This window comes from Pseudomonas sp. S150, from assembly GCF_004526365.1.
GTDB lineage: Bacteria > Pseudomonadota > Gammaproteobacteria > Pseudomonadales > Pseudomonadaceae > Aquipseudomonas > Aquipseudomonas putida_A.
On sequence record NZ_CP038207.1, the window covers coordinates 3,468,145 to 3,493,696 of the forward strand.

The following is a 25,552-nucleotide window of genomic DNA, read 5'->3' on the forward strand; positions in this document are numbered from 1 at the left end:
CTGGCACGAGCTGCACTGTAGAAACACCACTGGAAACAAAACAGGCTCAGGAATCTTTCATTTGTACGGATCAGATTCAAGTCCTGCCTGCGGCGTTCTGCCGCGCCCTGATATGGTTTTTATGACTTCAGGTGAATCTGTTGCGTGCTGCGCTGCTCGTCCATAGTCGGGGAAAATCCTGTGGGAGCGGGCTTGCTCGCTCCCACAGTTTTGATCTGGGATCAAACCTGATGGGGTAGCCGCTGCATGTATCAATACGATGATTACGACCGGGCGTTGGTGTTCGAGCGCGTTGCGCAATTTCGCGATCAGGTCGAGCGCTTCATGGCCGGAGAGTTGAGCGAGGAGGAGTTCCTGCCGCTGCGCCTGCAAAACGGCCTGTATATGCAGAAGTACGCGTACATGCTGCGGGTGGCGATTCCCTACGGCACCCTGAGTGCCGAGCAGATGCGCACGCTGGCGAGCATCGCCGCCGATTACGATCGCGGCTACGGCCACTTCACCACGCGGCAGAACCTGCAATTCAACTGGATCGAACTGGCGCAGGTGCCGGACATCCTTGAACGGCTGGCGCAGGTCAACATGCACGCGATCCAGACCTCCGGCAACTGCGTGCGCAACATCACCACCGAGGCGTTTGCCGGGGTCGCGGCGGACGAGATGATCGACCCGCGCCCGCTGGCCGAGATCTTGCGGCAATGGTCGACGATCAACCCGGAATTCCTCTTCCTGCCACGCAAGTTCAAGATCGCCATCTGCTCGGCGAAGCAGGATCGCGCGGCGATCATGATGCATGACATCGGCCTGTATCTTTATCCGGGGCGCGACGGGCAGATGCTGCTGCGGGTGATCGTCGGCGGCGGGTTGGGGCGCACGCCGATCCTCGGTCTGCAGATCCGCGAAGGTTTGCCGTGGCAGCACCTGTTGTCGTACGTTGAGGCGATCCTGCGGGTCTACAACCGCCATGGCCGGCGCGACAACAAGTACAAGGCGCGGATCAAGATTCTGGTCAAGGCGCTGGGCATCGAGGCGTTCGCCAAAGAGGTCGAGGAAGAATGGCAACACCTCAAGGACGGCCCGGCGCAGCTGACCGAGGCTGAATACGAGCGGGTCGCCAGTGCCTTCGTGCCGCCGATCTATCACACCCTGGCCGATACCGATCTGGATTTCGGCACGCATCTGGCTGAAAGCCCGGCGTTCGCCCGCTGGGTTGCGCGCAACGTGCAGCCACACAAGAAACCCGGTTACACCAGCGTGGTGCTGTCGACCAAACCCGGTTTGAGCGCACCGCCGGGTGATGTCACCGGGTTGCAGATGCTGGCGGTGGCCGACTGGTCGGAGCGCTTCGGTTTTGGCGAAATTCGCATTGCCCACGAGCAGAACATCGTCCTGCCCGATGTACGAAAGTCTGATCTGTACGAACTCTGGCAGCTTGCCTGCGAGCGCAATCTGGGCAGCGCCAACGTTGGCCTGCTGACCGACATCATTGCCTGCCCTGGCGGCGATTTCTGTGCGCTGGCCAACGCCAAGTCGATCCCGATTGCCCAGGCGATTCAGGCGCGTTTCGACAACCTCGACTACCTGCACGATCTGGGCGACATCAGCCTGAACATCTCCGGTTGCATGAACGCCTGCGGCCATCACCACATCGGCAATATCGGCATCCTCGGCGTCGATAAGAACGGCAGCGAGTGGTATCAGATCACCCTTGGCGGCGCGCAGGGCAAAAACAGCGCCTTGGGCAAAGTCATCGGCCCATCGTTCAGCGCGGCCGAAGTGCCGCAGGTGATCGAGCGGATCATCGGCACTTTTGTGCGATACCGCGAAAGCGAGGAGTTGTTTGTCGACACCGTGGCGCGCATTGGCTTGGAGCCTTTCAAGGAACGGGTCTACCCGAAAGTGCTGGAGGCGTCGGCATGAACAATCTGCTGCGTCTGGAGCAAGGTGTCGCACGCCTGATCGAGGACGACCCATGGACGCTGGTTCGCGAGCCGGAGCAGGGCAGGCCGCAAGGATTGTTGATCCTGCCGCTGGCGCACTGGCTGCAATCGCCCTCGACCCACGCGGTGTGGCTGGGGCCGGACGATGAAGTTGAAAGCGTGGTGCCGTGGCTGGCCTCGCTGCCGCTGATTGCCCTGGATTTTCCGAGCTTTCGCGACGGTCGCGCCTACAGTCAGGCGTATCTGCTCCGTAGCCGGTTTGGCTGGGCCGGTGAGCTGCGGGCGATTGGCGATGTGCTGCGCGATCAGCTCAGCCATATGCGTCAGTGCGGGTTCGACAGTTTTGCGGTACGCGAGGACAAATCGGCTGAGGATGCGCTGAAGGGACTGGCCGGCATGAGCGTGCTGTACGGCCGCTCGGTGATCGAGCCACGCCCGCTGTTTCGTAGACGCTGAATATCCATTGCTTGATAGATACTTTGTGGTGAGGGGATTTATCCCCGATGGGCTGCGAAGCAGACCTAAAATCTGCCGAAGCATTTCTTCAGCTAAAACCTGTTGGCTGGTTCTGCGGCCGCCGCGCAGCCGGTCGGGGATAAATCCCCTCATCACAATTGCCTAGCGGCCCCTTCTCTACAGGGGAAACCCTTACATCCCGCACCATTCCCGGATTTTTCCTTGGGTCGATGCTGGCCTTTTGGTAGAGTCCCCGTCGCCAGCGGGTTTTCGGCTGGACGACGGAACGAAGAAGGGAGTCTGGGTAGTGAGTGCGGGCAAAAAGATTTTGGGCCTCACGGCGTTGCTGTTGATGCTGACGCTGTGGGCCAGTTACTTCTACGTGTTCAAGGAAAACCGCGACGGCCAGTTGGGCGGCGCCGGTGAAAGCACCGCGTGGTGCGGCGCGCCGCCGTCCACCGAAGCGGCGCTGTTGGGCAAGGATCAACTGACCTTGCGCGTCACCAACAACCTGCGCGGCGAGTTCATGCTCAGTGGCTCGCTGGTGGTCTCCGAACGCACCTTCAACCGTTACGATCTGGGCCGCAACGAACTGCGTCTGCGCCTGGAACCGTTGCAGTGGTCGTACGGCGTGACGCCGATCTTCCTCGAACAGGTCAAGGTTCAGCCGCTGAGCCGCAACCTCGCGTCTCCAACGAAAAGCGCCTACGCCGAGCTTGAGCCACGGCCGATCGGCGTCCAGGGCCAGGTCACCGACTTCCCCTTCGACACCTATCGCCACGGCTACAAACCGGTGCTGTATTACCTCAAGGGCAGCGAGCGCATCGACCTGCGCTTCAAAAACATCACCACGCTGATGGAGATGTCCAACACCTTCACGCCGATCCAGAAGTACAACCGCGTCGAGTACATCAACGAGAAAAACTCGATGATCCGCGACGAGGATTACAAGGCCTACGGCCCGCACGAATGCGCGTTCAGCGTCGAGCGCAAAGGCTCGTTCAAGGTCGTGGTGCTGTTGTTCCTGCTGGTGCTGTGCCTGCCGCTGTTGCACGTGTTCTATCGTGACGAGCCGGGGATCGACTTCCTCGCCACGCTGGTGACGATTGCCGTGGTGCGGGTGCTGCTGGTGGGGCCGGTGCAGGACTTCCAGCTGTACAACATCGACTTCCTGTTCGGCGCTGCGATTCTGCTGGTGGGCTCGGTGTCGCTGATCAAGGCGATGCGCGCCAACAGCCGGCGCGAGATGGCGTTGAAGAGCGGGGCGACGTCTTCCTGGTAATACTCAGTGTTCGAGACCAACACTGACCCTGTGGGAGCGGGCTTGCTCGCGAATGCGGTACATCAGTCACCCTTGATGTTGGCTGAGGGAATGCATTCGCGAGCAAGCCCGCTCCCACAAGGGATCAGCGATTACTTCAACGCCGGATCGCTCATGTTCATTTTCTTCCAGCCTTAAGTGGTATCTGCATCTGTGGCTTAAATGAGGTTTGCCAAGCCGCGCGGGGTCTCGTATGAATTTTGTGGTTTTGCAACGCAATCGCCGCGCTTTTAGCTATACCTGTAACTCCCCCCATACGCACATTCAGGCCTTCTGACAGGAGTTACAGCATGAAGCTAGCAGTAATGATGGGCGCCCTTTGCATCGCCACCCTTGGGGTGGTGGGTTGCTCCAGCAAAACCGTCGCTCCCGATGAGTATTCCGGCTTTCTCAAGGACTACAGCCAGCTCAAGGAGGCCAAATCGCCGTCCGGCGCCGAGGTGATGCGCTGGATCGATCCGAAGGTCGACATCAGCAAGTTCACCAGCGTGTACATCGAGCCAACCCAGCTCTATCCAAAGCCGCAACCGACCGCGAAGATTTCGCAGCAGACCCTCAACGGCATCACCTCCTATTACGATCAGGCGCTCAAGCGTGAAATCAGCAAGGATCTGCCGTTGGCCAACGGCCCCGGCCCAGGAGTGATTGTGGTGCGGGCGGCGATCACTGCCGTGAGCAGCAAGACCGAAGGCCTGCACGCGTATGAAGTGATCCCGGTCGCTCTGGTCGCGGCAGCGGTCAGCACTGCCAGCGGTATCCGCGATCAGGAAACCACCCTGGCCACCGAAGCGGTGTTCCTCGACGGTGCGAGCAACAAGGTGGTGGCGCAAGTGGTGCGCAAAGGCACCGGTAAACCGTTGGAAAATGAAACTCAAGCGATGAAGGCCTCCGACGTCAAACCTGTCATCGACGGCTGGGCCAATGACATGCGTCAGATGTATGTGAAGCTCAAGTCCAAATAAGCTGGGGCCTTTGTAGGAGCAGCCGCAGGCTCGGGCCGCGATCGGACGATCTTTTGACTTTGATTTTTTAAAAGCCAGATCAAAAGATCGCAGCCTTTGGCAGCTCCTACAGGGGGCAGGGATTACAGGTTTTTCTTCGCTTGCTCGCGAACACGTTCTTCCTGCGCCCGCGCCTCAGGCGTGAATTCGGCACCGAAATCCTCGGCGGAGAATATCTGCCGTATCTCGATATCAGAGTCGCCCGGCATCGGGTTCGGGCAGCGCTTGACCCATTCGATGGCTTCTTCCTTCGATTTGACTTCCCAGATCCAGTACCCGGCCACCAGCTCCTTGGTCTCGATGAACGGGCCGTCGATGACGCTGCGCTGGGCGCCGGAGAAATGCACGCGGACGCCTTTGCTGCTCGGGTGCAGGCCATTGCCGTCGATGAGGATGCCGGCCTTGACCAGTTCTTCGTTGAAGTTGCCCATGGCGGTGATCAGTTCTTCGCTGGGCATGATGCCGGCTTCGGAGTCGACGCTGGCTTTGACAAGGATCATGAATCGCATGGTGGTTTCTCCAGGGAATGGGGTTGATTCACTGCTTAGTCGAACGGGCACCTCACGAATCGACAGAACTCCTAAGTAAATGATGCAAACTCGAGCTCCGCGAAGATCACTGTGGGAGCGAGCTTGCTCGCGAAGACGGCGGCACATTCAGCATAGCGTTGACTGGCAGATTGCTTTCGCGAGCAAGCTCGCTCCCACAGGATTTGCGGTTGTATACAATTTTTTGCGCAGGCCCCTGACAATTTTCATGCAGGGCATAGGTCGTCGGACAATTTCGTGGTTAACTTCGGCCTCTTGCATGCTCAATCACCACGTTAAGAAGGACTAAAGTCATGGCTCAAGTCACCCTCAAAGGCAACCCGGTTCAAGTCAACGGCCAGTTGCCACAAGCCGGTTCCAAGGCGCCAGCCTTTTCTCTGGTTGCCGGCAATCTGTCCGACGTTACCCTGAAAGACTTTGCCGGCAAGCGCAAAGTGCTGAACATCTTCCCAAGCGTCGACACTCCGACCTGCGCCACTTCGGTACGCAAGTTCAACGCTCAGGCCAACGAACTGGCCAACACCGTGGTGCTGTGCATCTCGGCTGACCTGCCATTCGCCCAGGCCCGCTTCTGCGGCGCCGAAGGTCTGGAAAACGTGCAGAACCTGTCGACCCTGCGCGGTGCCGAATTCATCGAAAACTACGGCGTAGCCATCGCTGACGGCCCGCTCAAAGGCCTGACCGCCCGTGCCGTGGTGGTGCTGGACGAGAACGACAACGTCCTGCACAGCGAACTGGTCAAGGAAATCGCTGAAGAGCCGAACTACGACGCAGCACTCGCCGTTCTGAAATAAGCGCTTTTACAATTGTTAACGGCCTGGCCCTGTCCAGGCCGTTTTCATTTGTGTATCAGTGTTTTGCCTCACACCTTGAAACGTAAGTTGAAGGTAAATTGCCGGTAAAGCTGCTTTGCTTAAATCCGATCAGTGCTTATCGTTCAGCCTCCCGTAAAAGAAGCCCACGCGCCCAATGGTTAATCAATCCATGCAATCGTCCCCTCGCAACTCCCGTCGCTGGCTGATCAGCCTGCTCGTCCTGTTGGTCATCGCCGTCCTGTGCTGGAAATTCTGGCCCGCCGGTTCGGCCCACAAGGAGGGCGCCGACAAGGCGGCGAGCGGCCATGCCGGACGTTCGGGGATGATGCGGCCAGGCTTCGGCGGCGCGGCCGGGCCGATTCCGGTGCGCGTGGCGCCGGCGGTCACGGGTGACTTCCCGCTGTATTACAAGGCACTGGGCACGGTGACTGCGCTCAACACCATCAACGTGCGCAGCCGGGTCGGCGGTGAACTGGTGAAGATCAATTTCGAGGAAGGGCAGATGGTCAAGGCCGGCGACCTGCTGGCAGAGATCGATCCGCGTCCGTACCAGAACGCCTTGCTCCAGGCTGAAGGCACCTTGCTGCAGAATCAGGCGCAGTTGAAAAACGCACAGGTCGACGTCGAGCGTTATCGCGGCCTGTACAAGGAAGACAGCATCGCCAAGCAGACCTTGGACACCGCCGAAGCGCTGGTCGGCCAGTACTTGGGCACGGTCAAGACCAATCAGGCGGCGGTCAACGACGCCAAGCTCAATCTCGAATTCACCAAGATCCGCGCACCGATTGCCGGTCGCGTCGGTCTGCGTCAGGTCGACGTCGGCAACCTCGTCGCCGCCAACGACACCACGTTCCTTGCGGTCATCACTCAGACCCAACCGATCAGCGTGGTCTTCACCCTGCCGGAAAACAGTCTCGAAACCGTATTGGCGCGCTACCACAGCGGCGCCAAACTGCCGGCCGAGGCATGGGATCGCGGCGATACCAAGATCCAGGCCAGCGGCGTGCTGCAAAGCCTCGACAACCAGATCGACGTCGCCACCGGCACCCTGAAATTCAAGGCCCGTTACGATAACCGCGACCAGTCGCTGTTCCCCAATCAGTTCGTCAACGTCCATCTGCTGGCCGATACCTTGAAAGGCGTGGTACTCGCACCGTCGGCGGCGATTCAGTTCGGCACCAACGGCACGTTCGTTTACGCATTGGACGGCGACAAGAAAGTCACCATCCGCCAACTGAAGATCGGCGCCAGTGACGGCACCAACACCGTGGTCACCGAAGGCCTCGCCGCGGGCGATCGCGTGGTGCTGGAAGGCACCGACCGCCTGAAAGAAGGCAGCGAAGTGGAAGTGGTCAACGACAGCAATGACGTGCCGACCACCCCGACCGGGCACCTGCAGGGCAAACCCGCCGCCAGTGCGCCGGACGCCGCCGCGGCTGACAAGGCCAAGAAGGGCGCATGAACATTTCGCGGCTGTTCATCCTCCGTCCGGTAGCCACCACCCTGAGCATGCTGGCCATTGTTCTGGCCGGCCTGATTGCTTATCGCCTGCTGCCGGTCTCGGCATTGCCGCAGGTCGATTATCCGACCATTCGCGTCATGACCCTGTATCCCGGCGCCAGTCCGGACGTGATGACCAGTGCTGTTACCGCGCCGCTCGAACGCCAGTTCGGGCAGATGCCGGGCCTGACGCAAATGGCCTCGACCAGCTCCGGCGGCGCTTCGGTGCTGACCCTGCGTTTCAGCCTCGACATCAACATGGACGTCGCCGAACAGCAGGTGCAAGCCGCGATCAACGCCGCGACCAACCTGCTGCCGACCGACCTGCCGGCGCCGCCGGTGTACAACAAGGTCAACCCGGCGGATACCCCGGTGCTGACCCTGGCGATCACCTCGAAAACCATGCTCCTGCCCAAGCTCAATGATCTGGTCGATACGCGCATGGCGCAGAAGATCGCCCAGATCAGCGGCGTCGGCATGGTCAGCATTGCCGGCGGTCAGCGGCAGGCGGTGCGGATCAAGGTCAACCCGGAAGCCCTCGCGGCGAACAGCCTGAACCTGGAAGACGTGCGCACCCTGATCGGCGCGTCCAATGTCAACCAGCCGAAAGGTAACTTCGACGGCCCGACCCGGGTCTCGATGCTCGACGCTAACGACCAACTGACATCGCCCAAGGACTACGCCAACCTGATCCTCGCCTACAAGAACGGCGCGCCGCTGCGTCTGAAGGATGTGGCGGAAATCGTCGACGGCGCGGAGAACGAACGTCTCGCCGCGTGGGCCAATCAGAATCAGGCAGTGTTGCTGAACATCCAGCGTCAACCGGGCGCCAACGTGATCGAGGTGGTCGACCGGATCAAGGCGTTGCTGCCGAGCATCACCGACAACCTGCCGGCCGGCCTTGACGTCACCGTGCTCACCGACCGCACCCAGACCATCCGCGCCTCGGTCACTGACGTGCAGCACGAACTGCTGATCGCCATTGCATTGGTGGTGATGGTGACGTTCCTGTTTCTGCGGCGTGCCAGCGCGACGATCATCCCGTCGGTTGCGGTGCCGCTGTCGCTGATCGGTACGTTTGGCGTGATGTACCTGGCCGGCTTCTCGGTCAACAACCTGACCTTGATGGCGCTGACCATCGCCACCGGTTTTGTGGTCGACGATGCGATTGTGATGCTGGAGAACATCGCGCGTTTCATTGAAGAAGGGGACAGCCCGCTGCAGGCGGCGCTCAAAGGCGCGAAGCAGATCGGCTTCACCCTGATCTCCCTGACCCTGTCACTGATTGCGGTACTGATTCCGCTGCTGTTCATGGCCGACGTGGTCGGGCGGCTGTTCCGCGAGTTCGCCATCACTCTGGCGGTGGCGATCCTTATTTCGCTGGTGGTCTCGCTGACCCTGACGCCGATGATGTGCGCGCGCTTGCTCAAGCGTGAGCCGGAGGCCCACGAACAGGGCCGCTTCTACCGGGCCAGTGGCGCGGTCATCGACTGGATGATCGCCGCGTACGGGCGCAAGTTGCAGTGGGTGCTCAAACACCAGCCGCTGACCCTGTTGGTGGCTATCGGTACGTTGGCGCTGACGGTGTTCCTTTATATGGTGGTGCCCAAGGGCTTTTTCCCGGTGCAGGACACCGGGGTGATCCAGGGCATCTCCGAAGCGCCGCAGTCGATTTCGTTCGCGGCCATGGGCGAGCGCCAGCAGGCGCTGGCCAAAGTGATTCTCGAAGATCCGGCGGTGGAGAGCCTGTCGTCCTACATCGGTGTCGACGGCGACAACGCCACGCTCAACAGCGGTCGCTTGCTGATCAACCTCAAGCCGCATGGCCAGCGTGACCTGAGCGCCACCGAGGTGATCGCGCGCCTGCAACCGCAACTGGACAAACTGGTCGGCATCCGTCTGTTCATGCAGCCGGTGCAGGATCTGACCATCGAGGATCGGGTCAGCCGCACCCAATACCAGTTCAGCATGTCCTCGCCGGATGCCGAACTGCTCAGCCAATGGAGCGGGCGTCTGGTCGAAGCCCTGGCCCAGCGTCCGGAACTGACCGACGTTGCCAGCGACTTGCAGGATAAAGGCCTGCAGGTCTATCTGGTGATCGACCGCGATGCGGCTTCGCGCCTCGGTGTCTCGGTGCAGAACATCACCGATGCGCTGTATGACGCCTTCGGTCAGCGGCAGATCTCGACCATTTACACCCAGGCCAGCCAGTACCGCGTGGTGCTGCAGGCGCAGGCCGGGGAGAAGATCGGCCCGGCGGCGCTGGACCAGATTCACGTCAAGACCACTGACGGTGCGCAGGTGCGCCTGTCGAGCCTGGCCCATGTCGAGGAGCGTCAGGCGCAACTGGCGATCACCCACATCGGCCAGTTCCCTGCGGTGATGATGTCGTTCAACCTGGCTCCCGGTGTGGCGCTGGGACATGCGGTGGATATCATCGATCAGGTGCAGAAGGACATCGGCATGCCGATTGGCGTGCAGACCCAGTTCCAGGGCGCGGCCGAAGCGTTCCAGGCGTCGCTGTCGAGCACCTTGCTGCTGATTCTGGCGGCGGTGGTGACCATGTACATCGTGCTCGGCGTGCTTTACGAAAGTTACATCCACCCGATCACCATTCTCTCGACCCTGCCGTCGGCGGCGGTCGGCGCCTTGCTCGCGTTGCTGCTCAGCGGCAATGACCTGGGGATGATCGCGATCATCGGCATCATCCTGCTTATCGGTATCGTCAAGAAGAACGCGATCATGATGATCGACTTCGCCCTCGACGCCGAACGCACCCAGGGCATGGCGCCGGAGCAGGCGATCTATCAGGCGGCGCTGCTGCGCTTCCGGCCGATTCTGATGACCACCTTGGCCGCGCTGTTCGGCGCCGTGCCGTTGATGCTCGCCACCGGTTCCGGGGCTGAGTTGCGTCAGCCACTGGGTCTGGTGATGGTCGGCGGTCTGCTGGTGAGCCAGGTGCTGACCCTGTTCACCACGCCGGTGATCTATCTGTACTTCGACCGTCTCGGTCGGCGCTTTGGCAAAACCAATGCCAAAGAGGTACCGGTATGACTGTCTGGACACATTCCCCCTGTGGGAGCGGGCTTGCTCGCGAAAGCGCTGTATCAGGCGACATGAATGTTGAATGTCAGACCGTATTCGCGAGCAAGCCCGCTCCCACAAGGGACTGGTGTGATGTTGGGGATTGCGGTCAATGAACCTGTCCGGTCCTTTCATCAAGCGCCCGGTCGCGACCATGCTCCTGAGTCTGGCGATCATGCTGCTGGGCGGTGTCAGTTTCGGTTTGTTGCCGGTGTCGCCGCTGCCGCAAATGGATTTCCCGGTGATCGTGGTCCAGGCCAGTCTGCCCGGCGCCAGTCCCGAGGTGATGGCGTCCACGGTGGCGACCCCGCTGGAGCGCTCGTTCGGGGCGATTGCCGGTGTCAACACCATGAGCAGCCGTTCCAGCCAGGGTTCGACCCGGGTCATTCTGCAATTTGACCTCGACCGTGATATCAACGGCGCGGCGCGGGAAGTGCAGGCGGCGATCAACGCTTCACGCAACCTGTTGCCGAGCGGGATGCGCAGCATGCCGACCTACAAGAAGGTCAACCCGTCGCAGGCGCCGATCATGGTGCTGTCGCTGACCTCGGATGTGCTGGAAAAAGGCCAGCTCTATGACCTGGCCTCGACCATCCTCTCCCAGAGCCTGTCCCAGGTGCAGGGTGTCGGTGAAGTGCAGATCGGCGGCAGTTCGCTGCCGGCGGTGCGCATCGAACTTGAACCGCAGGCGCTTAACCAGTACGGCGTGGCGCTCGACGATGTGCGCAAGACCATCGCCGGGGCCAACGTGCGCCGGCCCAAGGGCTCGGTCGAAGACGGCGAGCGCCTGTGGCAGATCCAGGCCAACGACCAGTTGGAGAAAGCCAAGGATTACGAGTCGCTGATCATCCATTACAAGGACGGCGCGGCCCTGCGCCTGAAGGACGTGGCCAAGGTCAGCGACGGCGTCGAAGACCGTTACAACAGCGGCTTCTTCAACGATGACGCGGCGGTACTGCTGGTGATCAACCGTCAGGCCGGTGCCAACATCATCGAGACGGTCAACGAGATCAAGGCGCAGTTGCCGGCGTTGCAAGCGGTGCTGCCGGCCAGCGTCAAACTGAACCTGGCGATGGACCGCTCGCCGGTGATCAAGGCCACGCTGCACGAAGCGGAAATGACCCTGCTGATCGCCGTGGCGCTGGTGATTCTGGTGGTGTTCCTGTTTCTCGGGAATTTCCGCGCCTCGCTGATTCCGACGCTGGCAGTGCCGGTGTCGCTGGTCGGCACCTTTGCGGTGATGTACCTCTATGGCTTCTCGCTGAACAACTTGTCGCTGATGGCGCTGATTCTGGCTACCGGACTGGTGGTGGACGATGCCATCGTGGTGCTGGAGAACATTTCCCGGCACATCGACGAAGGCGTCAAACCGATGCAGGCCGCCTACCTCGGGGCCAAGGAAGTCGGATTTACCTTGCTGTCGATGAACGTGTCGCTGGTGGCGGTGTTCCTGTCGATCCTGTTCATGGGCGGGATTGTCGAGAGCCTGTTCCGTGAGTTTTCCATCACCCTGGCAGCAGCCATCGTGGTGTCGCTGGTGGTCTCGCTGACCCTGACGCCAATGCTCTGCGCCCGCTGGCTCAAGCCGCACACGCCGGGCCAGGAAAACCGCCTGCAACGCTGGAGCCGCCGCGCCAACGACTGGATGGTCGGCAAATACGCGACCAGCCTCGACTGGGTGCTGCGCCACCGCCGCCTGACCTTGCTCAGCCTGATCATCACGGTCGGGGTCAACGTTGCGCTTTACGTGGTGGTGCCGAAGACGTTCATGCCGCAGCAGGACACCGGCCAGTTGATCGGTTTCGTCCGGGGTGACGACGGTCTGTCGTTCAGCGTGATGCAGCCGAAAATGGAAACCTTCCGCCGTGCCGTGCTCAAGGACGAAGCAGTGGAAAGCGTCGCCGGGTTCATCGGCGGCACCAACGGCACCAACAACGCGTTCATGCTGGTACGCCTGAAGCCGATCAAGGAGCGCAACCTGTCGGCGCAGAAAGTCATCGAGCGCCTGCGCAAGGAAATGCCCAAGGTGCCCGGTGCCCAGTTGATGCTGATGGCCGATCAGGATCTGCAATTCGGCGGGGGTCGCGAGCAGACCACCTCGCAATACAGCTACATCCTGCAAAGCGGGGATCTGGGGGCGTTGCGCGAGTGGTACCCGAAAGTGGTGACCGCGCTGCGCGCACTGCCCGAGCTGACCGCCATTGATGCCCGCGAGGGGCGCGGCGCGCAGCAGGTGACGTTGATTGTCGACCGTGATCAGGCCAAACGCCTCGGGGTCGACATGAACATGGTCACGGCGGTGTTGAACAATGCCTACAGCCAGCGTCAGATTTCGACGATCTACGACAGCCTCAACCAGTATCAGGTGGTGATGGAGGTCAATCCGAAATACGCGCAGGATCCGGTGACGCTCAATCAGGTGCAGGTGATTACCGCTGACGGTGCGCGGATTCCGTTGTCGACCATCGCCCATTATGAAAACAGCCTGGAAGACGACCGCGTCAGCCACGAAGGCCAGTTCGCCTCCGAAAGCATCGCGTTCGACATGGCTGAAGGCGTGACCGTGGAGCAGGGCAGTGCCGCGATCGAGCGGGCGATTGCCAAGGTCGGTCTGCCGGAAGACGTGATCGCGAAAATGGCCGGCACCGCCGATGCCTTTGCCGCCACGCAGAAGAGTCAGCCATTCATGATCCTCGGTGCGCTGCTGGCGGTGTATCTGGTGCTCGGTGTGCTGTATGAAAGCTACATTCACCCGCTGACGATTCTCTCGACCTTGCCCTCGGCCGGGGTCGGTGCGCTGTTGTCGATCTATGCGCTGGGCGGCGAGTTCAGCCTGATCTCCCTGCTCGGATTGTTCCTGCTGATCGGGGTGGTGAAGAAAAACGCGATCCTGATGATCGACCTGGCGCTGCAACTGGAACGCCATCAAGGCCTGTCGCCGCTGGAGTCGATCCGCAGCGCTTGCCTGCAACGGCTGCGGCCGATTCTGATGACCACCCTGGCGGCGATCCTCGGCGCCTTGCCGTTGCTGCTCGGCCGCGCGGAAGGCGCAGAAATGCGCCAGCCGTTGGGCCTGACCATCATCGGCGGCCTGATCTTCAGCCAGGTCCTGACCCTTTACACCACGCCTGTGGTTTACCTCTATCTCGACAAGCTGCGCCACCGCTTCAACAAGTGGCGTGGCGTGCGTACTGACGCCGCTCTGGAAACTCCGCTATGACTGACCGTTCGCTTCTCAATCTGGCCACTGCGCGCGGCTCGCGCCTGTTGAGTCTGTCACTGTGCGTGGCGATGCTCAGTGCCTGCGCTGTGGGCCCGGACTATCAGCGTCCGCAGACCGCCGAGGTCGCGCAATACAAGGAGGCCAAGGGCTGGCGTCAGGCCAATCCGAGCGATTCGCTGGCGCGCGGCGCCTGGTGGGAGTTGTACGGCGATCAGCAACTCAATGGCCTGATCGAAAAACTCAACAGTTCCAACCAGACCGTCGCGCAATCCGAAGCGCAGTTTCGTCAGGCCCAGGCCTTGGTGCGTAGCGCCCGTGGAGCGTTTTATCCCAGTGTCGACCTGAGCGTGGGCAAGACCCGCTCCAGCCAGGGCACCGGCAGCAGCAGTTCGAGCCTGAGCAGTTCCGCCAGCGGCATTCGCGACACCTACAACGCGCAGTTGGGCGTGAGTTGGGAAGCGGATATCTGGGGCAAGTTGCGCCGAGGTCTGGAAGCCAACGAGGCCAGCGCCCAGGCGAGCTTCGCCGATCTGGCCGCGATGCGCCTGAGCCAGCAGTCGGAGCTGGTGCAGAATTACTTGCAACTGCGAGTTATCGACCAGCAGAAACGCCTGCTCGAAGCCACCGTCGCGGCCTACGAAAAATCCCTGCAAATGACCCAGAACCAGTACCGCGCGGGGATTTCCGGGCGTGATGCGGTGGCGCAGGCGCAGACCCAGTTGAAAACCACCCAGGCCGATCTGGTCGACCTGATCTGGCAGCGGGCGCAGTTTGAAAATGCCATCGCCGTGCTCACCGGGCAGGCGCCGGCCGAATTCAGCATCGCTGAAACCCAGAACATTCCGAATCTGCCGCAGATTCCCCTGAGCCTGCCGTCGCAGCTACTGGAACGCCGCCCGGACATTGCCTCGGCGGAGCGTTCGGTGATCGCCGCCAACGCCAATATCGGTGTGGCCAAAGCGGCGTACTACCCCGATCTGACCTTAAGCATGAGCGGCGGCTACAGCAGCAGTACCTCGAAAAATCTTTTAACGCTGCCGAACCGTTTCTGGTCGGTCGGGCCGAAACTGGATTTGCCGATATTCGACGGTGGTATTCGTTCGGCCGAGGTTGACCGTACCGAGGCGGTGTATGACCAAACCGTTGCCAAGTACCGCCAGACCGTGCTCGACGGCTTCCGCGAAGTGGAAAACTATCTGGTGCAACTGAAGGTGTATGAAGACGAGGCGGCGGTGCGTCAGGAAGCACTGGATGCTGCACGCGACTCGCTGCGCCTGACCCAGAACCAGTACAAGGCCGGGTTGATTGCCTACATCGATGTGGTTGTGGTGCAAGCCACGGCGCTGAGCAACGAGCGGACTGTGCTGAACATTCTGCAGAACCGCTTGATCGCCAGTGTGCAATTGATTGCGGCGCTGGGTGGCGGCTGGGACGGACAACTGGCCACCGAATAGCCTGTGTAGGAGCTGCGGCACGCTGCGATCTTTTGATCTTTAAAAACAAGGTCAAAAGATCGCAGCGTGCCGCAGCTCCTACAGGTTGTGATGGTTGTTCCAGAGCCTCGCAAAACCATCAAACAAGCGTTTCATCGGGTTGATGGCAAAATGATTACTTTGTCAGTGCGTTCTTCCGCGCAATCAGTACAATCGCCGCATTTGCCCAGCCGAGAATGGACGCAGTACGGCGCGGGTGGTCGCGAGAATCTTCATGCTCATCGGTAATTATTCCTTCACCCTGGTTTTCATTTCTTTGTGTGTGGCGATCCTCGCGTCCTACACCGCGCTCGATCTGACCGGGCGCATCGCCAGCGCCCGTGGGCGCGCAGTGCATTTCTGGACGGCCGGCGGTGCACTGGCGATGGGGGTCGGCGTCTGGTCAATGCACTTCATCGGCATGTTGGCCTTCAAGCTGCCGATCGACCTGGGCTACGACATTGCGATTACCGCGCTGTCGCTGCTGATTGCCGTGCTGTCCTGCGGGTTTGCCCTGTGGCTGGTCAGCCAGCCGAAACTGCCGATTTTGCAATTGGCCTTTGGCGCTTTGGTCATGGGCGCCGGCATCAGTGCAATGCATTACACCGGCATGGCCGCGCTGCGCATGACGCCTGGCATCGATTACGACCCGACCCTGTTCGGCGCCTCATTGCTGATCGCGGTCGGGGCCTCGGCGGCGGCGTTATGGATCGCCTTCCGCCTGCGCCAGCACTCGCCTTATGTACGTCTGATTCGTGGTGGTGCGGCAGTGATCATGGGCATCGCGATTGTCGGCATGCACTACACCGGCATGGCCGCCGCGCAGTTTCCTGATGGCAGTTTCTGCGGCGCAACGCTCGACGGCCTAAAAGGCAACGGCCTCGACAATCTGGTGCTGATCACCACGCTGGCGGTGCTGTCGATCGCCTTGCTCACTTCGATTCTCGATGCGCGCCTTGAAGCGCGTACCGCCGATCTGGCGCATTCGCTGACCCTGGCCAACCGTGAACTGACGCAACTGGCGTTGCACGACACCCTGACCGGCCTGCCGAACCGCATGCTGCTGGACGACCGGATCAATCAGGCGATGAAAAAAGTCGAGGAGCAGGGCGGCTGTTTTGCGTTGATGTTTATCGATCTGGACGGTTTCAAACCGGTCAACGATGCCTTCGGCCACCACATGGGTGACCAGTTGCTGCGAGAAGTCGGGGTGCGCCTGCGCGAAGATCTGCGCAGTCAGGATACGCTCGCGCGAATTGGCGGCGACGAGTTCGTGCTGCTGGTGCGTCTGAGCGAACCCGACGATGCTCTGGGGCTGGCCGCGCGTCAGGTCGGGTTGCTCGGTCAGGCGTTCCGCGTGGCCGAGCACGACTTGCAGATTTCTGCCAGCGTCGGCATTGCCCTGTACCCGGGCAACGGCCTGAGCGCCCAGGAACTGCTGATGAATGCCGACGCGGCGATGTATCACGCCAAGGGCAGCGGCAAAAACGGTTACAGCTTCTTCGATGCTTCGATGAACAGCAACGCGCGCAAGCAGCTGCAGCTATTGCAAGATCTGCGCGCCGCGCTGGAACACAGTCAGTTCAGCCTGTATTTCCAGCCCAAATTCGACGCCATCAGTGGTCGTCCGGTCGGTGCCGAAGCGCTGCTGCGCTGGCAGCATCCGACCCAGGGCATGTTGCTGCCGGACAAGTTTATCGATCTGGCAGAGAAGACCGGTCTGATCATCGCCATCGGTGAGTGGGTGCTCAACGAAGCTTGCCGGCAGATGCGCGAATGGTACGTGCTCGGTTACACCGACTGGCGCATTGCGGTGAACCTCTCGGCCTTGCAGTTCTGCCACGCGGGGCTGGTGCAGAGCGTGGCCAAGGCGCTGGCGACCCACCATCTGCCGGCCAACAGCCTGACCCTGGAGATCACCGAAACCACGGCCATGAGCGACGCGGATGCGAGCATGAAGGTGTTGCAGGAGTTGTCCGACATGGGCGTCGACCTGTCGATCGACGACTTCGGCACCGGTTATTCGAGCCTGATGTACCTCAAGCGTTTGCCGGCCAACGAGCTGAAGATCGACCGCGGTTTTGTCCGCGATCTGGAGCACGACAGCGATGACGCGGCCATCGTCTCGGCGATTGTGGCGTTGGGGCAGGCACTCGGTTTGCGCATTGTTGCCGAGGGGGTGGAGACCGGCGTGCAGCAGGATTTTCTCACGCAGTTGGGCTGTGATTCTTTGCAGGGCTATCTGTTGGGGCATCCGATGCCGGCGGATGCGTTCATGCAGAACATTGCCCGTGGAGAGGCTTTGGCGGCAGTCTGACTGCATTCTGTGGCGAGGGAGCTTGCTCCCGCCGGGGCGCGAAGCGGCCTCGTTTTTACTCGGTTTTACTGTGTTGCCCGGCATCACGGCTGCTTCGCAGCCGAGCGGGAGCAAGCTCCCTCGCCACAAAAAACATCTCAGTCTCATGCAGGGTTTTGTCTTTGACAGAGCCCATGCAAAACCGCCCAATGGCGGTTATTCTTCAACCCGACTGTTACGTGTGCATTGGGGGGAAGGGCCAGCATGGATAAAGTCATGGTAATCACCGGTGGCGGGCGCGGAATTGGCGCCGCTACGGCGTTGTTGGCTGCCGGGCAGGGCTATCGGATCTGCATCAACTATCAGTCGGATGAACAGGCCGCGCAAAGCGTGCTGGAGCAAGTGCGGGCGCTGGGGGCGCAAGCCATTGCGGTACGCGCCGATGTCAGCATCGAAGACGAAGTGATCGCGCTGTTTCAGCGGGTCGACACCGAATTGGGGCGGGTCACCGCGCTGGTGAACAACGCCGGCACCGTCGGGCACAAGTCGCGGGTCGATGAAATGTCCGAATTCCGCATTCTCAAAATCATGAAAACCAACGTCCTGGCGCCGATCCTCTGCGCCAAGCACGCGATCCTGCGCATGTCGCCCAAGCACGGCGGGCAGGGCGGCAGCATCGTCAACGTCTCCTCGGTCGCCGCTCGCCTGGGCTCGCCCAACGAGTACGTCGACTACGCCGCGTCCAAAGGCGCACTCGACACCTTCACCATCGGTCTGTCCAAGGAAGTGGCGGGTGAGGGGATTCGGGTCAACGCGGTGCGTCCGGGCTATATCTATACCGATTTCCATGCACTGAGTGGCGATCCGGATCGGGTCAGCAAGCTTGAGTCGGCGATCCCGATGGCCCGGGGCGGACGCCCGGATGAGGTGGCGGAGGCGATTGTGTGGTTGCTGTCGGACAAGGCATCTTATGCGACCGGGACGTTTGTTGATCTGGGTGGCGGGCGCTGATCGTTGGGATTTGTGTTGCCTGATCTGGCCTCTTCGCGAGCAAGCCCGCTCCCACAGTAGACCGCATTCCATCTGGAGAAACGCGGTCTACTGTGGGAGCGGGCTTGCTCGCGAAGGCGTCATAAGCGGCAACATCTGTCTGTCAGAACGACCGCACAATCCGCCCCAACGTCTCCATCGCCTTCTCCGAATCCTCGGTCCACGGGCTGCCGTAATTCAGGCGAATGCAGTTCCTGAACCGCTGAGTCGGCGAGAAGATCGGCCCCGGCGCGATGCTGATGCCTTGCGCCAACGCCATCTGAAACAACTTCAACGAATCCATCTGCGGTGGCAGTTCCAGCCACAGGAAGTAGCCGCCCGCCGGCTGGCTGACGCGGGTCTGCGCCGGGAAATAGCGGGCAATCGCTGCGAGCATCGCGCTTTGCTGTTCTTCCAGGGCGTAGCGCAGTTTGCGCAGATGGCGGTCGTAGCCGCCGTGTTGCAGGTAGTCGGCGATGGCCGCTTGCGCCGGCATTGAGGCACAGAGCGAGGTCATCAGTTTCAGCCGTTCGATTTTCTGTGCGTAGCGCCCGGCAGCGACCCAGCCGATGCGGTAGCCGGGGGCCAGGCTCTTGGCGAACGAACCGCAGTGCATCACCAGCCCTTCGGTGTCGAACGCCTTGGCCGGTTTCGGTGCCTGCTGACCGTAATAGAGTTCGGCGTAGACATCGTCCTCGATCAGCGGCACCTGATGCCGGCGCAGCAGTTCCACCAGTTCCTGTTTCTTCGCCTCGGGCATGGTCGCGCCCATCGGATTCTGGAAACTGGTCATGCACCAGCAGGCCTTGATCGGATGGCGCTCCAGGGTCTGGGCGAGCACGCCGAGGTCGATACCGTCGCGCGGGTGCACGGGGATTTCCACGGCTTTGAGTTTCAGGCGCTCCAGCACTTGCAGGCTGGCGTAGAACGCCGGGGCTTCGATGGCCACCAGATCGCCCGGCTCGGTGACTGCTTGCAGGCACAGATTCAGCGCTTCGAGGGCGCCGTTGGTGATCAGCAGTTCTTCCATCGGCAGCATCAAGCCGCCAACCATGTAGCGCAGGGCGATCTGCCGACGCAGTTGCGGGTTGCCCGGCGACATGTCGGTGACCACCATGCGCGGGTCCATCTCCCGCGCCGCACTGGCCAGCGAACGTGACAGCCGTTGCAGCGGGAACAGGGTCGGGCTGGGGAACGCCGAGCCGAAGGGCACGGTGCTCGGGTCCTTGATCGATTCCAGCACCGAGAACACCAGTTCGCTGACGTCGACTTCGGTGGAGTCGTTGACGTGGCTGCTGATCACCGGCTCCGAGAACGGACTCGGTGCGTGAGTGTTGACGAAGTAACCGGAGCGCGGCCGTGCGCGGATCAGACCGCGACGTTCCAGCAGGTAATAGGCCTGGAACACCGTGGACGGGCTGACCCCGTAAGTCTGGCTGGCGTAGCGCACCGACGGCACCCGTTGCCCGGGGCCGAGTACGCCGGAGCGGATCAGTTCAGCGATGTCGTCGGCGAATTTTTCGTAGCGTTTCATCGGGGGCCTTGGTGCTGGTTGGATGTGTAGGGTGTCAGGGAAAGCCCCTCACCCTAGCCCTCTCCCGGAGGGAGCGGGGACTGATCGGGTTGTATGTTCGAGTTACGCCGACTTGAAAGCCCGGAGTCGAACTCGGGTTTGAAAGCCACTGAGATCTGCTCCCTTTCCCCCTCGCCCCCCGGGGGGAAAGGGCTGGGGTGAGGGGGAGGATTCTAACGGCTCAGCGATTCATCGGCGCCACAAACCTGCTTTTCGCCACGCTATAAATCTCGGGCTCGTCGCTGTCGGCGATCTTGAAGCTCAAGGTCTGCGAGCTGCTGGCCGGGCGTTCCGTGGTCATCGCCACCGATACGGGCACATCGACAATCTCTCCCGGCGCCAGGCTCAGTTCGGTCTTGCCCTGCAACTGGAAGCCATCGCCCTCCACGAGACTCAGGGTGTAGTCCTGGCGCTGTTGGGTCTTGTTGATGACCTTGAGGGTGTAGATGTTCTCGATCTGGCCCTGACCGTTCTCGCGGAACAGCCCGCGATCCTTGGTCACGTCGAGCGAGACCATCGGCCGTTCGACCAAGGCCAGTGCCAGAGCGCCGATCATCACCAGCAGCACCGCGACGTAGCCGATCAGCCGTGGCCGCAGCAAGTGGGTCTTGCCGCCCTGCAATTCGCGTTCGGAACTGTAGCGGATCAGGCCGCGCGGGTAATTCATTTTGTCCATGATCGAATCACAGGCGTCGATGCACGCTGCGCAGCCGATGCATTCCATCTGCAGGCCGTCGCGGATGTCGATGCCGGTCGGGCACACCTGCACGCACAACTGGCAATCGATGCAATCACCGAGGCCGGCTTCGGCGGGTTTCACGTCGCGTTTGCGCGGGCCACGGTTTTCGCCACGGGCGACGTCGTAGGAAATCGCCAGGGTGTCCTTGTCGAACATCACGCTCTGGAACCGCGCATACGGGCACATATGCATGCACACCGCTTCGCGCAGCCAACCGGCGTTGATGTAAGTGGCGGCGGTGAAGAACAGTACCCAGAACAGACTGACCCCGCCGATCTGCAGGGTGAACAGCTCTTCGGCCAGCGGCCGGATCGGCGTGAAGTAGCCGACAAACGTCAGCCCGGTCATCACGCTGATCGCCAGCCACAGAGTGTGCTTGGCCGCGCGCCGGGCCAGTTTGTTCAGACCCCAGGGCGCCGCTTGCAGTTTGATCCGCTGGTTGCGTTCGCCCTCGGTGACTTTTTCGCACCACATGAAGATCCACGTCCACGAGCTCTGCGGGCAGGTGTAACCGCACCAGACCCGGCCGGCGAACACGGTGATGGCGAACAGACCGAACGCAGCAATGATCAGCAGCGCCGAGAGCAAGATGAAATCCTGTGGCCAGAAGGTCGCGCCGAAGATGTGGAATTTGCTTTCGGCCAAGTCCCACAGCACGGCCTGACGACCGCCCCAGTTCAGCCACACGGTGCCGAAGAACAGCAAAAAGAGAAAGCCCGCGCCGCTGATGCGCAAGGTGCGGAACAGGCCGGTGAAACTGCGGGTGTGGATGTGATTGTCGGTGGAGCCGGCCTTCGCCTTCATCGGGCGACCAGGCACATTTTTTATGGTGGGGCTTGCTTCTACGGTTCGGACGGGGATTTGTTCGCTCATGGTCATTCGCTCATCAGCCTCCATCAGGCGGACGAACTATGAGCGCCGATCTGTTTGCATAACAGACTCAGCTATTTTAATAAAAAGCGTATCAGATGGCGTTTGGTACACATCCTGCGACAACTTGAAGCAGCCCGCAGACGCAGGCGCAAACGCCTATCGCAGGCGTCTGCGCCGGATGTTGATCCGGATCAGTCAAATCACCGAATCACTCTCGTCAGCCTTCAGGTGCTTGCGGCCATCCTTCGCACCGGCGACGGTCAGTGCATCGGCTTCTGCTTCGGTGATGTAAACGCGCCGGCCTTCAATCTCTACGAACGACATGGCTTTTTCGCTATCGGTTTTGACTTCCAGCGTGTCGCAGATACGAATTTCTTCACCATTTTCGACGGTGAAAAAACACACTTTGGATTCGGGATTGGATTCATCGATTCGAACGGGCATGAGGCTGTCCTTTTTCATGGGTACCTGAGAGGTTAGGGCGCGTGCTTTGCCAATCGTTCTGCGCAACTGATTAATGGTCGCCGCTGTCCATCCACTAACGACAAATAAGAAGGACGGAGCGATGAACGCCTGGTGGCATGAAGTGTGGGTGACGCTGCAAGCGGAGTTCGCCGACGTCGGCGATGCCTCGCAACTGACGCGCATCACCGTGCGCCTGTTGATGGCGGCGGTGCTGGGCGGAATTCTCGGTTTCGAACGCGAGCACAAGGGCAAGGCTGCCGGGGTGCGTACGCACATGCTGGTGGCGTTGGGGGCGGCGCTGTTTGTGCTGGTGCCGCAGACCTCGGGGGCTGAATCCGATGCGATGAGCCGGGTGTTGCAGGGAGTGATCGCCGGGATCGGCTTTTTGGGCGCCGGGACGATTCTGAAGAATCAGGAAGGTGACGAAGGGCACGTGAAAGGACTGACCACAGCAGCCGGGTTGTGGATGACGGCGGCGATCGGCGTGGCGGCCGGGTTGGGCAGGGAAGCGACGGCGCTGCTCAGCACTTTGCTGGCGCTGGGAATTTTCAGCGTGATGCCACGGGTGGTCAGGATGTTTGAGAAGGATGGGGAGAAAAACCAACACCTGTAACCGATCGTTCCCATGATGGTGGGAACGATCGGCTGGGTGCTTAGACGATCACCGGTGGCATCGTCGTCGGCGGCTCTTCCTTCGGCGGTGGCGTGGTGCCTGGGGGTTCCTGCTCGGGGATCGGTTGTGGCTCGGTCTCGGGCAGGGTGGGTTTGTCGATGTTCGGATCAGGCGTTTCGGCCGGGATCGGGATGTTCATCTGTAGACCTCCGTGTGGCACATGGCGTGAGAAGTGCTTAAGTGGATTGACCACCGTGTGATGAATTCGATCCGCTTTTCTGTCCAGACAAATCCCTGTGAACTTTTCCCCGCGCCGGTCGCTCGGAACCTAAGTCAGTTCAAGTCGGGGCCGGTGCCTCATTGTGAACACTGTTCCGGCACAAGAGCGTCCTTGGGGGCGTTAAGGAGAGATGCTCGATGTCTGCTGAAAAACCTTCAGAGCAGAGCTACAACCCGCACATGCCGCTGTCGCAGGCATTGCTGCTGCCGCGCATCGTGATCGAAAACACCATGCCGACCCTCGATGGCGGGCAGTTTGCCGTCAAGTCGATCGTCGAGCGTGACGTGATCGTCACCAGCAAGGTCTTTGCCGACGGCCACGACAAGCTGGCCGTGCGCATCCGCTGGCGCGCGGAGGGCGAAGAGAGCTGGCACAGCGAGGTCATGAACGAGCTGGGCAATAACAGTTGGCAGGGGCAGTTTCGTCCCGAGCGCCAGGGTCGCTATCTGTACTGCATCGAAGCGTGGATCGACCATTTCGCCAGTTTTCAGTACGAGCTGGAGAAGAAGCACAACGCCGCCGTCCCGGTGTCGCTCGAACTGCAGGAAGGGCGGCAGCATGGTGCAGCAGGCCGCCGAACGCAGCGACGGTCAGCTCAGCGAACAGCTCGCCGCCTTGCATCATGAATTGTCCGGCCTGCTCGAAACCGAGCAGGTGGCGCTGTTTCTGCACTCGCGCAGTGCGCAATTGATGTTGCAGGCCGATCACCGTGCCTATCTGAGCTTGAGTGCCGAATTCCCGGTGGATGTTGAACGGGAACTGGCCGAGTTTGCCAGTTGGTACGAGCTGTTTCCGCGCTCGATTACTGACGATCCCAAGCGTCACGGCACGTTCAACGACGTGCACTCGCGTCTGCCGATGATTCAGGACATGGGCTTCGACGTGTTGTACTTCACGCCGATCCACCCGATCGGCCGCGCCCACCGCAAGGGCCGCAACAATTCCCTGACCGCCGGCCCGGAAGATCCGGGCAGTCCGTATGCCATCGGCAGTGAGGAGGGCGGGCACGAGGCGATTCACTCGCAGCTCGGTACTCGCGAAGACTTCCGCCGGCTGGTGGCCGCCGCCGCTGAGCATGGCCTGGAAATCGCCCTCGATTTCGCCATTCAGTGTTCGCAGGATCACCCGTGGCTCAAGCAGCATCCGGGCTGGTTCAACTGGCGCCCGGACGGCACGATCAAATACGCGGAAAACCCGCCGAAGAAATACCAGGACATCGTCAATGTCGACTTCTATGCGCCGGACGCGATCCCCAGTCTGTGGGTCGAGCTGCGCGATATCGTCGTCGGCTGGGTCAACGAAGGTGTGAAAATCTTCCGCGTCGACAATCCGCACACCAAGCCGCTGCCGTTCTGGCAATGGCTGATCGCCGATGTGCGGGCGCTGCACCCGGAGGTGATTTTCCTCGCCGAGGCGTTCACCACACCGGCGATGATGGCGCGTCTGGGCAAGGTCGGTTACAGCCAGAGCTACACCTACTTCACCTGGCGCAATACCAAGTCGGAACTGGCGAGCTACTTCACCGAACTCAACGAGTCGCCGTGGCGCGAATGCTACCGGCCGAACTTCTTCGTCAACACGCCGGACATCAACCCGGCGTTCCTGCATGAGTCGGGGCGGCCGGGGTTTCTGATCCGCGCGGCGCTGGCGACCATGGGGTCGGGCCTGTGGGGCATGTATTCCGGTTATGAACTGTGCGAATCGGCGCCGGTGCCGGGCAAGGAGGAATACCTTGATTCGGAGAAGTACGAGATCCGCGTCCGCGACTTCAATGCGCCGGGCAACATCATTGCCGAAATCGCCCAGCTCAACCGCATCCGCCGGCAGAACCCGGCGCTGCACACGCACCTGGGGTTGAAAATCTACAACGCGTGGAACGACAACATTCTGTACTTCGGCAAGCGCAGCTTTGACGGCAGCAATTTCATTCTGGTGGCGGTGAGCCTCGATCCGCACAACGTGCAGGAAGCCAATTTCGAACTGCCGCTGTGGGAGATGGGCCTGCCTGACGACGCGACCACCCACGGTGAGGACTTGATGAACGGGCATCGCTGGGACTGGCATGGCAAGTATCAGTTCATGCGCATTGACCCGGCGTACCAGCCGTTCGGGATTTGGCGGATTACTGCCGCGTAAGACCTTGCTCAAAAACTTGTGGTGAGGGGATTCATCCCCGACTGGCTGCGCAGCAGCCACAAAGAACAACCGGGTAAAACTGAATAAAAGCAGGGCCGCTTCGCAGCCCGTCGGGGATGAATCCCCTCACCACAGAGCCCCTCATCACAGGGCATCCGTGTGGTCTGACAGAATTGAACAGGAGTTTC

The 25,552-nt window shown here is 61.0% G+C and carries 17 protein-coding genes and 1 pseudogene; 13 read left to right on the forward strand and 5 right to left on the reverse strand.

The annotated features are described in order from the left end of the window. Positions 1-246: 246 nt before the first annotated feature. From E3Z29_RS15995 to E3Z29_RS16010, 4 genes are all read left to right on the forward strand, one after another. Positions 247-1,920 (forward strand): nitrite/sulfite reductase, encoded by a 1,674-nt coding sequence (locus E3Z29_RS15995; RefSeq protein ID WP_134786275.1) that lies wholly within the window; start codon positions 247-249, stop codon positions 1,918-1,920. Continuing rightward, entirely contained in the window at positions 1,917-2,396 is a 480-nt protein-coding gene (locus tag E3Z29_RS16000) for a DUF934 domain-containing protein (protein ID WP_096797324.1), read from the forward strand. Before E3Z29_RS15995 ends, E3Z29_RS16000 begins: the two co-directional genes overlap by 4 nt. A gap of 307 nt (positions 2,397-2,703) precedes the next feature. Further along, positions 2,704-3,678 carry a hypothetical protein gene (locus E3Z29_RS16005; RefSeq protein WP_134786276.1) on the forward strand — a complete coding sequence of 325 codons (975 nt, stop codon included), beginning with the start codon at positions 2,704-2,706 and terminating at the stop codon, positions 3,676-3,678. Positions 3,679-4,007: 329 nt separating this feature from the next. Continuing rightward, the gene (locus E3Z29_RS16010) at positions 4,008-4,679 is read left to right on the forward strand and encodes a DUF3313 domain-containing protein (RefSeq protein ID WP_134786277.1); all 672 of its coding nucleotides are present in this window, start codon (positions 4,008-4,010) and stop codon (positions 4,677-4,679) included. Between the two features lie 122 nt (positions 4,680-4,801). Here E3Z29_RS16010 and E3Z29_RS16015 read toward each other — a convergent pair whose 3' ends face one another. After that, a complete protein-coding gene (locus tag E3Z29_RS16015) occupies positions 4,802-5,227 on the reverse strand; it encodes a YciI family protein (protein WP_134786278.1) in 426 nt (141 codons plus the stop codon). 332 nt (positions 5,228-5,559) lie between these two features. Between E3Z29_RS16015 and tpx the strand changes: the two genes are divergently transcribed. The 7 genes from tpx to E3Z29_RS16050 all read left to right on the forward strand — a co-directional run bounded on the left by tpx (position 5,560) and on the right by E3Z29_RS16050 (position 18,667). Then, a complete protein-coding gene (tpx, locus tag E3Z29_RS16020) occupies positions 5,560-6,060 on the forward strand; it encodes a thiol peroxidase (RefSeq protein ID WP_007968505.1) in 501 nt (166 codons plus the stop codon). 175 nt (positions 6,061-6,235) lie between these two features. Further along, a complete protein-coding gene (locus E3Z29_RS16025) occupies positions 6,236-7,543 on the forward strand; it encodes an MdtA/MuxA family multidrug efflux RND transporter periplasmic adaptor subunit (RefSeq protein WP_027613731.1) in 1,308 nt (435 codons plus the stop codon). Beyond that, the gene (locus E3Z29_RS16030; protein ID WP_134786279.1) at positions 7,540-10,635 is read left to right on the forward strand and encodes an MdtB/MuxB family multidrug efflux RND transporter permease subunit; all 3,096 of its coding nucleotides are present in this window, start codon (positions 7,540-7,542) and stop codon (positions 10,633-10,635) included. Before E3Z29_RS16025 ends, E3Z29_RS16030 begins: the two co-directional genes overlap by 4 nt. Positions 10,636-10,777: 142 nt before the next feature. Continuing rightward, a complete protein-coding gene (locus tag E3Z29_RS16035) occupies positions 10,778-13,885 on the forward strand; it encodes an efflux RND transporter permease subunit (RefSeq protein WP_027613729.1) in 3,108 nt (1,035 codons plus the stop codon). Next, on the forward strand, positions 13,882-15,342 hold the full coding sequence (locus E3Z29_RS16040) for an efflux transporter outer membrane subunit (protein WP_134786280.1): 1,461 nt from the start codon (positions 13,882-13,884) through the stop codon (positions 15,340-15,342). The genes E3Z29_RS16035 and E3Z29_RS16040 overlap by 4 nt, the downstream gene beginning before the upstream one ends. Before the next feature lie 253 nt (positions 15,343-15,595). Then, entirely contained in the window at positions 15,596-17,677 is a 2,082-nt protein-coding gene (locus E3Z29_RS16045; protein WP_134786281.1) for a bifunctional diguanylate cyclase/phosphodiesterase, read from the forward strand. Positions 17,678-17,920: 243 nt separating this feature from the next. Beyond that, positions 17,921-18,667, forward strand: a complete 747-nt coding sequence (locus E3Z29_RS16050) for an SDR family oxidoreductase (protein WP_007968514.1) — start codon at positions 17,921-17,923, stop codon at positions 18,665-18,667. 142 nt (positions 18,668-18,809) lie between these two features. Here the strand turns inward: E3Z29_RS16050 and mapR are convergent, their stop codons facing one another. From mapR to E3Z29_RS16065, 3 genes are all read right to left on the reverse strand, one after another. After that, complete coding sequence (gene mapR, locus E3Z29_RS16055; RefSeq protein ID WP_008087199.1) at positions 18,810-20,219, reverse strand: GntR family transcriptional regulator MpaR; 1,410 nt, start codon at positions 20,217-20,219, stop codon at positions 18,810-18,812. Between the two features lie 220 nt (positions 20,220-20,439). Further along, positions 20,440-21,870 (reverse strand): cytochrome c oxidase accessory protein CcoG, encoded by a 1,431-nt coding sequence (gene ccoG / locus E3Z29_RS16060; protein WP_096797351.1) that lies wholly within the window; start codon positions 21,868-21,870, stop codon positions 20,440-20,442. 195 nt (positions 21,871-22,065) lie between these two features. Beyond that, positions 22,066-22,314, reverse strand: a complete 249-nt coding sequence (locus E3Z29_RS16065) for a DUF3203 family protein (RefSeq protein WP_134786282.1) — start codon at positions 22,312-22,314, stop codon at positions 22,066-22,068. Positions 22,315-22,435: 121 nt separating this feature from the next. Between E3Z29_RS16065 and E3Z29_RS16070 the strand changes: the two genes are divergently transcribed. Beyond that, positions 22,436-22,948, forward strand: a complete 513-nt coding sequence (locus E3Z29_RS16070) for an MgtC/SapB family protein (protein WP_027613723.1) — start codon at positions 22,436-22,438, stop codon at positions 22,946-22,948. Positions 22,949-22,988: 40 nt separating this feature from the next. Here the strand turns inward: E3Z29_RS16070 and E3Z29_RS29430 are convergent, their stop codons facing one another. Further along, the gene (locus tag E3Z29_RS29430) at positions 22,989-23,147 is read right to left on the reverse strand and encodes a hypothetical protein (protein WP_003224520.1); all 159 of its coding nucleotides are present in this window, start codon (positions 23,145-23,147) and stop codon (positions 22,989-22,991) included. A 218-nt stretch (positions 23,148-23,365) separates the two neighbouring features. On the opposite strand from E3Z29_RS29430, the pseudogene E3Z29_RS16075 reads away from it, so the two are divergent. Then, positions 23,366-25,364: pseudogene (locus tag E3Z29_RS16075) on the forward strand (alpha-1,4-glucan--maltose-1-phosphate maltosyltransferase). Positions 25,365-25,552: the final 188 nt, after the last annotated feature.

Bases quoted from the DNA above. Each gene is read 5' to 3' on its own strand.
- E3Z29_RS15995 (WP_134786275.1), top strand. From the start codon at position 247: ATGTATCAATACGATGATTACGACCGGGCGTTGGTGTTCGAGCGCGTT.
- E3Z29_RS16000 (WP_096797324.1), top strand. From the start codon at position 1,917: ATGAACAATCTGCTGCGTCTGGAGCAAGGTGTCGCACGCCTGATCGAG.
- E3Z29_RS16010 (WP_134786277.1), top strand. From the start codon at position 4,008: ATGAAGCTAGCAGTAATGATGGGCGCCCTTTGCATCGCCACCCTTGGG.
- E3Z29_RS16015 (WP_134786278.1), bottom strand. From the start codon at position 5,227: ATGCGATTCATGATCCTTGTCAAAGCCAGCGTCGACTCCGAAGCCGGC.
- tpx (WP_007968505.1), top strand. From the start codon at position 5,560: ATGGCTCAAGTCACCCTCAAAGGCAACCCGGTTCAAGTCAACGGCCAG.
- E3Z29_RS16025 (WP_027613731.1), top strand. From the start codon at position 6,236: ATGGTTAATCAATCCATGCAATCGTCCCCTCGCAACTCCCGTCGCTGG.
- E3Z29_RS16030 (WP_134786279.1), top strand. From the start codon at position 7,540: ATGAACATTTCGCGGCTGTTCATCCTCCGTCCGGTAGCCACCACCCTG.
- E3Z29_RS16035 (WP_027613729.1), top strand. From the start codon at position 10,778: ATGAACCTGTCCGGTCCTTTCATCAAGCGCCCGGTCGCGACCATGCTC.
- E3Z29_RS16040 (WP_134786280.1), top strand. From the start codon at position 13,882: ATGACTGACCGTTCGCTTCTCAATCTGGCCACTGCGCGCGGCTCGCGC.
- E3Z29_RS16045 (WP_134786281.1), top strand. From the start codon at position 15,596: ATGCTCATCGGTAATTATTCCTTCACCCTGGTTTTCATTTCTTTGTGT.
- E3Z29_RS16050 (WP_007968514.1), top strand. From the start codon at position 17,921: ATGGATAAAGTCATGGTAATCACCGGTGGCGGGCGCGGAATTGGCGCC.
- mapR (WP_008087199.1), bottom strand. From the start codon at position 20,219: ATGAAACGCTACGAAAAATTCGCCGACGACATCGCTGAACTGATCCGC.
- ccoG (WP_096797351.1), bottom strand. From the start codon at position 21,870: ATGAGCGAACAAATCCCCGTCCGAACCGTAGAAGCAAGCCCCACCATA.
- E3Z29_RS16065 (WP_134786282.1), bottom strand. From the start codon at position 22,314: ATGCCCGTTCGAATCGATGAATCCAATCCCGAATCCAAAGTGTGTTTT.
- E3Z29_RS16070 (WP_027613723.1), top strand. From the start codon at position 22,436: ATGAACGCCTGGTGGCATGAAGTGTGGGTGACGCTGCAAGCGGAGTTC.
- E3Z29_RS29430 (WP_003224520.1), bottom strand. From the start codon at position 23,147: ATGAACATCCCGATCCCGGCCGAAACGCCTGATCCGAACATCGACAAA.